This is a genomic window from Microbispora sp. NPDC049125, from assembly GCF_040802045.1.
In the GTDB taxonomy this organism is placed as follows: Bacteria; Actinomycetota; Actinomycetes; order Streptosporangiales; family Streptosporangiaceae; genus Microbispora.
Genome location: NZ_JBEZDW010000003.1, coordinates 354495 through 361353, shown reverse-complemented (window position 1 = coordinate 361353; position 6859 = coordinate 354495). Strand labels below are relative to the sequence as shown.

Annotated in this window: 4 protein-coding genes; 2 read left to right on the top strand and 2 right to left on the bottom strand. The window is 71.5% G+C overall.

Going from position 1 to position 6859, the window contains the following annotated elements:
• Both AB0B72_RS05830 and AB0B72_RS05825 read right to left on the bottom strand, forming a co-directional pair.
• Positions 1–1621 (bottom strand): DUF222 domain-containing protein (locus tag AB0B72_RS05830; protein ID WP_367737169.1); only part of this gene is annotated, 1621 nt, incomplete at its 3' end.
• A gap of 631 nt (positions 1622–2252) precedes the next feature.
• Positions 2253–2738, bottom strand: coding sequence for a hypothetical protein (locus AB0B72_RS05825; protein ID WP_367737168.1), 486 nt, complete (start codon positions 2736–2738; stop codon positions 2253–2255).
• Between the two features lie 75 nt (positions 2739–2813).
• On the opposite strand from AB0B72_RS05825, the gene murA reads away from it, so the two are divergent.
• The gene (murA, locus tag AB0B72_RS05820; RefSeq protein WP_367737167.1) at positions 2814–4142 is read left to right on the top strand and encodes a UDP-N-acetylglucosamine 1-carboxyvinyltransferase; all 1329 of its coding nucleotides are present in this window, start codon (positions 2814–2816) and stop codon (positions 4140–4142) included.
• A gap of 52 nt (positions 4143–4194) precedes the next feature.
• Positions 4195–6792 carry a transglycosylase domain-containing protein gene (locus tag AB0B72_RS05815; protein WP_367737166.1) on the top strand — a complete coding sequence of 866 codons (2598 nt, stop codon included), beginning with the start codon at positions 4195–4197 and terminating at the stop codon, positions 6790–6792.
• The last annotated feature ends 67 nt before the right edge of the window (positions 6793–6859 follow it).

Sequence of the window (6859 nt, the reverse complement as noted above, 5' to 3'; positions counted from 1 at the left end):
TCATTCCCCATCCGGGTGCGTGTGCGGGGTGTTCGTCCAGGCCCAGCAGTGTGCTGAGCTCGACCCGCAGTTCGGGGACAGCCCATCCCCGCACGAGTCTGGATAGACGATCACGGCGGCCAGGGGCGGCCGGTGCGGCGGCGCCGGGATCGGGAAGTGCGGTCGCGGGCATGTCCTGAGGGTGGGCATGGCGGGGTGAGGCGGCACCCGGGTGGGGCACGCCGCCTTCCAGGCTGCCGGCCGGGGCGCCACCGCAAGGGCCATCCGCAGGGTGGGCCGGGGCGCGACCAAGCGGATCAGTTGGCGGGCCGGTCGTTGTGCCGCCGCTTGGATCAACTGGCGGGCCGGCTGGAGTGCCCTCAGATGGACCGACTGTCGGGCCGGCGGATGGGTTGGTCGATGCGCGGCCGGGTGGATCAGGAAGTGGGGTGTGGGGACCGTCCAGGCCCGCGCCGGGATCGCTGTCGGGACCGCTCGTGCCTGTGCCGGGATCGGCGTCGGGTGGAGTGTGGGCGCCACCTAGATCGGCACCCCGACCGGTGGCGGGCGAACTGTTGAGACCATCCGGGCCTGCGTCGGGATCGGTACCTGGATCGGTGTCCGGGCCGTTCGGGCCTGCGTCGGGGTCGGTGTCCGGGCTGCTCGGGTCCGGGGTGCTCGGGCCTGGGTCGGGGTCGGTGCCTGGGTCGGTGTCTGTGCTGGTGTTGGGTGGGGTGTCGAGGAAGGGGTGGGTGCGGATGTGGGTGATGATCTGCTCGTCGGTCAGTCCTTCGAAGGTGCCGTCCAGGGAGCCGAGGAACAGGTCGGCGCGGATGTGGTCGATCGGGCGGCGGTCTCCGGCGCGTTTGCAGGAGCGGGCCAGCTCATCGATGCGTTCGCAGCCGGCCGCGGCCCGGTCCACCGGCAGGTCCAGGCCGGAGACGCTGGCGGTGCCGTCATCGTTGCGGGCGCCGACCACGCGGCGGCGTTTGACCGCTTCGGTGTAACGCTTTTCCGCCCAGCCCGGGTCGATCGCCAGCACCAGCCGCTGAATGTGCTCGATCAACTCCCCGACCGTCCACCTGCCGGCTTGGTCGACCAGGTGGTCACACACCAGGGCGGCCTGCTCATCGGTCAGCCCGGTGGTCCAGCAGATGAACGCCGCAGCCCGCGGCTCATCCAACACTCCCGCCAGCATCGCCTCACCCAAGACCGGCAACCGGCGGTGCACATTCCACGCCAGCTCGAAGGTCGAATCAGCACGCCGGCGTGACCACACCAGCGCCGCGCGGGCCTCATCGGGAGCGAACTCCTCCGGCACCGCCAGCCTGCGCACCGTGCCGGCGGAGAACTGCTCGCGCAGCCCCACCTCCAGCATCACCTGCAAGAACCACGCCCGATCATGACAGGACTGCCGGTAGGCCGCCTTCAACACCTCCACCGTGTCGTATCCGCTGACCATCGCGACGTTGATGCTGGCCAGCGCCTGGGCCAGCTCCGCCCCCGGCGGCAGGGCGGCAAGACCGTCAGGAATCGGCACCGCCGGCCGCTCCTCCCAATCCCACACCCGCCCACCCACGGAACGAGAAGTCTCCGAATTCACCACCGGCTCGGCCCCCGGCTCGCTCTCGGAGGCGGCCACCGGCTCAGTCTCGGCTGCGCCAACGGAAGAATCGGAACCCGAGCCGGCGGCTATAGCCGTATCAAGGAGGGTGAAGGGGCGCGCCACGGCGGGGCGGCCGCCACCAGGTCCCCGGCCAACCGGCTGAACAGACGGCGGCACCGGCGGCTGAGCCGACGACGAACGCGAAGACGGAGCTGACACGGCGGGCACCCCCTGACCGGAGACGAAAGCGACAGACTGCCTCCCGACCGCCCGGACCGGGACCCTCTCACGCAGACTCAGCTACTCATCACACGACGCATGGCCCACAACGGCCCGCCAACTAAGCTCACCTGTAACGGCTACCCCAACACTATATCGAACACACGCTCGACACAACTTCAACCGGGGGCACCAGGCCTGACCCATCTGGTCAGCTCAGAATCGGCTCCCCAGACAGCGGGCGTCGGACGGGACGCCCGGCCCTACTCCACCACAGCGCCACACCACAGCCCCATAAACCGCGTCACCCCAGCGACGTAGACCAAGCCGCCCCAGCCGCCATAGAGCACATCGTCCCCGGCGCCCCGCCTGCCGTACAGCATCGGCACCGGCACCGGCCAGCGGCGGCGAGCCTCGGGAAGGAAGACCACCCATGCTCCCCGGGAGGTCAGCGACCTCGTTCGCGGTAGGTGATCACGAACTCGACGGCCCAGAACAGGGCGGTGGCCAGCAGCGGCCAGGCGAACAGGACGCCGTGCGCGGTCACGTTGAGCGACGTCGTCGTGGTGAGACCTCCGGCAGCGGAGGCCTGGACCGTCCCCTTCGCCGACCTGCCCACCAGCAGCGCGACGTACGCGGCGAGCAGGCTTCCACCCGTCAGCCCCACCAGGACCTCAACCGGCCTGCGGCGGCCCAGGACGTACGCCGCGGCCCCGCAGAGCAGGCCGCACGCCCCGGTGACGACGGCGAACCATCCGTCGGCCTCGATCAGCGACTGCGTCTCGAGGTCGGCGAGCTGCGGCCCGGTGTCGGTCAGCACGTACCGCGAGGCGGGCGCGAGCGCCGACCACACGAACCCGGCCGCCACGCCGAGCAGTCCCACGACCAGCATGGTCAGGGCGATCGTGGCCCAATTGACCCTCAGATGCCGCACCGTCCAGATGGTACCCACATGGTGTTCGGCCGCCGCCCGTTACCCTTGCTCACACAGGAGCACCAGGGAGAACACGTGAACGAGCGAGCCAATGGGCACGGCAGCGAAGAGGTCTGGCAGATCGACCCGTCGGGTCCTCTCCGGGGGGACGTCGAGGTCAGGGGCTCGAAGAACGCGGTATCGAAGCACATGGTGGCGGCCATGCTCGGAACGGGCCCGAGCACGCTGCACAACGCCCCGGAGGTCGGGGAGGTGGGGCTGACCGCCGCCATGCTGGAGGCGCTCGGCATCCACGTCGAGATCACCCCCGGTGAGATCACCATCGAGCAGGGCGCCGACATCCGCCCGCGCGTCCCGGAGGAGTACACCGGGCTGAACCGGATCCCGATCCTCATGCTGGGGCCGCTGCTCCACCTGGCCGGTGAGGCTTTCGTCCCGCTGGTCGGCGGCGACCCGATCGGGCGGCGGCCGGTGAACTACCACGTCGAGGCGCTGCGCGCGATGGGCGCCGAGATCGAGGTCGGCGACAACGGCATCTCGGCCAAGGCGACCCGGCTGCACGGCACCCGCATCACGCTGCCGTACCCCAGCGTCGGCGCGACCGAGACCATCCTCATGACGGCCGTGCTCGCCGAGGGCAAGACGGTCATCAAGGGCGCCGCGATGGAGCCGGAGGTCGTGGAGCTGGCCCTGTTCCTCCAGCGCATGGGCGCGATGATCGAGCTCAGCCCGGACCGGCGGATCGTCATCGAGGGCGTCGAGCGGCTGCACGGGGCCTCCACGTGGCTCAACGGAGACCGCATCGAGGCGTTCTCCTACCTGGTTGCGGGCCTCGTCACCGGCGGGGAGGTGCGGGTGCACGGCTGCCCGCAGGACCGGCTGGTCACCGCCATCACCACGCTGGCCAGGATGGGGGCCCAGTTCCAGATCACCGACGAATGGCTGACCGCCACCGCCCCCGACGGCCTGCGCGCGGCGGCGGTGCAGACCGACACGCACCCCGGGTTCATGACCGACTGGCAGACGCCTCTCATGGTGCTGTTCACCCGCGCCGAGGGCATGTCGGTCCTGCATGAGACGGTCTTCGAGAACCGCCTGGTCTACACGCCGGCGCTGCAGAAGATGGGCTGCGAGATCGAGGTGTTCGCGCAGTGCCTGGGCGGCCCGGCCTGCCGCTATCACGACACCAACGCCAAGCACTCCGCCGTGGTACGCGGGGTGTCCAAGCTGCGGGGGGCCGACGTGACGCTGCCGGACATCCGTGCGGGGTTCTCCGCCGTGCTGGCCGCCGCCGTCGCCGAGGGCACCTCGACGCTGCGGGGGGTCAACCACATCGAACGGGGCTACCACCGGCCCTTCGAGCAGTTCACCTCGCTGGGGTTGAAGATCAACAGGCTAACGTAAAGCTTTGGGGCCGGTGGGTTTGGGGAGGCTCCCGGGATCGCACTGATACTGCGTGACCTCTCGTCTCCTCGGCGCCGTCGCCATGCTTGGTCTGTGCGGCGCGGCCGGGGGCCTGCTGGTCGCCGGGCTGGCCGGGCCGCTGGCCGGCGGAGCGGGCCTGGCCGCCAAGGGCGCCGCGTCCACCTTCACCGACCTGCCCCCGGCGCCCCGCGAGGACCCGCTCCCGGAGATGACCCGGCTGCTCGACCGTGACGGCCGCCAGATCGCCCAGTTCTACTACCAGAACAGGCAGTCCGTGCCGCTCGGCAGGGTCGCCCCCGCCATGCGGCAGGCCATCGTCGCCATCGAGGACTCCCGGTTCTACGAGCACGGCGGCCTCGACATCAAGGGCACCCTGCGGGCCCTCGTCGCCAACACCCAGGCGGGGGGCATCCGTCAGGGTGGCTCGTCGATCAGCCAGCAGCTCGTGAAGAACATCATGATCACCCAGGCGGAGTCCGAGCGGGAGCGCGCGCTGGCCCGGGTGCGCAACTTCCGGCGCAAGCTCGACGAGCTGCGGTACGCGCTGGCGCTGGAGAAGAAGTACACCAAGGACCAGATCCTGGAGCGGTACCTCAACATCGCTTACTTCGGGGCGGGCGCCTTCGGGGTGCAGGCGGCCGCCCGGCGGTTCTTCGGCGTCGACGCCGCCGACCTGACACTCGTCCAGTCCGCGACGCTCGCCGGCGCGGTGCGCACGCCGTACAGCACCGACCCGTCGATCGGAGAGGCGCAGCGCGGACGCCTGCTTGCCCGGCGCAACCTCGTCCTCGACCGGATGGCCGAGCTGAAGATGGTCACCCCTGGAGAGGCGCGGTCGGCGGTGGCGGAGCCGCTCGGCCTGCGCATGCGGGCCGAGCCCGGCGGCTGCTCCGGCAGCGCCTACCCCTTCTTCTGCGTGTACGTCGAGCGGGAGGTGCTGACCAACCCGGCGTTCGGGTACAGCGCCGCCGACCGGGAGCGGCGGCTCCAGCGGGGCGGGCTCACCATCTGGACGACCATCGACCCGGCCGCGCAACGGGCGGCCGAGCGGGCGATCGCCGCCCGGGTGAAACCGCGCGACGACCAGGTCGCGGCGGAGGCCATGATCGAGCCGGGCACCGGGCTCATCCGCGGCATGGCGACGAGCAAGCGCTACGGGCGGAACGCCGGCAACCGGAACACCGGCAGGCACACCACCTACAACCTCGCGGCCGACACGGCGCACGGCGGCGGGCTGGGCCTGCAGGCCGGCTCGACGTTCAAGGCGTTCACGCTGGCCACGGCGCTGTCACAGGGCATGCGGTTCGGGGACGGCTTCCAGACTCCCGGCTCCTTCGTGCCGTCGTCCGGCTACCGCGACTGCTCGGGCAGACCGGTGAACTCCCCCGGCACCACGATCCACAACGCGAGCGGCGAGGGCAGCGGAGGGCCGTACAGCCTGGAGCTGGGCACCTGGAAGTCGGTCAACATCTTCTACATGAAGCTGGAACGCGAGGTGGGGCTGTGCGACGTCGTCCGTACGGCCCGGTCCCTCGGGATCAGGCGCGCGGACGGCGGCCCGCTCCGTGAGGTGCCGACGTTCACGCTGGGCGTCAACGAGATGGACCCGACGACGGTCGCGGCGGCGTTCGCGGCGTTCGCCGCCCGGGGGCGCTACTGCCGTCCCATGGCGATCACCGCGATCGTCGAACGGGACGGCACCCGCACCGACGTGCCCCCGGCCTGCGTGACCGCGCTCCAGCCGGAGATCGCCGACGCGGTCAACCACGTGCTGTCGGGCGTCTTCACGAAGGGCACGATGCGTGGGCAGTCCATCGGCCGGCCCGCCGCCGGCAAGACCGGGACCAACAACGGGTACGCGTCGGCGTGGTTCGCCGGGTACACGCCCGCTCTGGCGGCGGCGGTCAGCGTCGGCGACATCCGCGGCTCCTACCGCTACCCGCTGACCGGCGTCACCATCGGCGGCCGCTACTACGGGGCCGTGCAGGGAGCCTCCCTGCCCGGGCCCATCTGGGTGGACTCCATGCGGGCGGCCCTGCGGGAGACGCCGCCCTACGCGTTCGTCCCGCCGGACATGAGAAGGTTCGGCGGCGGCTACACCCCCGGCCTCAAGGAAGCCCTCGAAAAGGAAGAGAAGAAGAGGAAGAAGCGGGAGAAAAGGGAGCGGGAAGCCCGGGAGCACGGCGACCAGGACGGCGCCGGCACCGACCAGCACGGCCAGCCGGGAGAGGCCGCTCACGCGGCAGCCCTTCACGACGCCCCCGCCGTGACGCAGGCCCCTCCCCCGGCCGTCCAGCACGTCACCACCGTCCGGCACGTCACCACCGTGCGGGCCCCGGCGACGGTACGGCACGCCCCCACGAATGCCCACGCCGCGCGCGCAGCCCCCGCACGACACGCCGCCGCGCATTCCCCCGCCACGCACACCGCCGCCGTACGACACGCTTCCGGCGGTCCGGCGTCCTCGCATGGGCAGGGGCGCGGGCACGGGCACGGGAAGGCGTCCCGGCCGGGGGCAGGATCCGCCGCCCATCGGAGGGCCGGCACGGCACCGGCCGGCCAAGGTCACCGGCGCGATCAGGCGCACCCCGCCGCCCATCGCACCCCCCGGACGCACCGCCACCGCTGATCCGGCCTCAGACAGCGCCGGCGAGCCCGCCACCGGCCTTCCGGCGCGTCAAAGCGATCGGCGCGCG